The sequence below is a fragment of the Pseudomonas anatoliensis genome (assembly GCF_017976235.1).
GTDB lineage: Bacteria > Pseudomonadota > Gammaproteobacteria > Pseudomonadales > Pseudomonadaceae > Aquipseudomonas > Aquipseudomonas anatoliensis.
Map to the genome: position 1 here is coordinate 1,940 of NZ_JACVHC010000015.1, position 1,340 is coordinate 3,279.

The window sequence follows — 1,340 nt, forward strand, 5'->3', positions numbered from 1 at the left end:
CTTTGATTAGATCGTTCTTTAAAAATTTGGGTATGTGATAGAAAGATAGACTGAACGTTACTTTCACTGGTAACGGATCAGGCTAAGGTAAAATTTGTGAGTTACTCTGAATTGAGTATTATCGAATTTTCGGCGAATGTCGTCTTCACAGTATAACCAGATTGCTTGGGGTTATATGGTCAAGTGAAGAAGCGCATACGGTGGATGCCTTGGCAGTCAGAGGCGATGAAAGACGTGGTAGCCTGCGAAAAGCTTCGGGGAGTCGGCAAACAGACTTTGATCCGGAGATGTCTGAATGGGGGAACCCAGCCATCATAAGATGGTTATCTTGTACTGAATACATAGGTGCAAGAGGCGAACCAGGGGAACTGAAACATCTAAGTACCCTGAGGAAAAGAAATCAACCGAGATTCCCTTAGTAGTGGCGAGCGAACGGGGACTAGCCCTTAAGTGGCTTTGAGATTAGCGGAACGCTCTGGAAAGTGCGGCCATAGTGGGTGATAGCCCTGTACGCGAAAATCTCTTAGTCATGAAATCGAGTAGGACGGAGCACGAGAAACTTTGTCTGAATATGGGGGGACCATCCTCCAAGGCTAAATACTACTGACTGACCGATAGTGAACTAGTACCGTGAGGGAAAGGCGAAAAGAACCCCGGAGAGGGGAGTGAAATAGATCCTGAAACCGTATGCGTACAAGCAGTGGGAGCCCACTTTGTTGGGTGACTGCGTACCTTTTGTATAATGGGTCAGCGACTTATTTTCAGTGGCGAGCTTAACCGAATAGGGGAGGCGTAGCGAAAGCGAGTCTTAATAGGGCGTCTAGTCGCTGGGAATAGACCCGAAACCGGGCGATCTATCCATGGGCAGGTTGAAGGTTGGGTAACACTAACTGGAGGACCGAACCGACTACCGTTGAAAAGTTAGCGGATGACCTGTGGATCGGAGTGAAAGGCTAATCAAGCTCGGAGATAGCTGGTTCTCCTCGAAAGCTATTTAGGTAGCGCCTCATGTATCACTGTAGGGGGTAGAGCACTGTTTCGGCTAGGGGGTCATCCCGACTTACCAAACCGATGCAAACTCCGAATACCTACAAGTGCCGAGCATGGGAGACACACGGCGGGTGCTAACGTCCGTCGTGAAAAGGGAAACAACCCAGACCGTCAGCTAAGGTCCCAAAGTTATGGTTAAGTGGGAAACGATGTGGGAAGGCTTAGACAGCTAGGAGGTTGGCTTAGAAGCAGCCACCCTTTAAAGAAAGCGTAATAGCTCACTAGTCGAGTCGGCCTGCGCGGAAGATGTAACGGGGCTCAAACCATACACCGAAGCTACGGGTATCATC

At 49.1% G+C, this 1,340-nt stretch carries 1 rRNA gene (cut by a window edge); it reads left to right on the plus strand.

From position 1 onward, the window contains the following. Positions 1-177: 177 nt before the first annotated feature. Positions 178-1,340: ribosomal RNA gene (locus ICA16_RS28085) — 23S ribosomal RNA — on the plus strand (it continues 1,823 nt past the right edge of the window).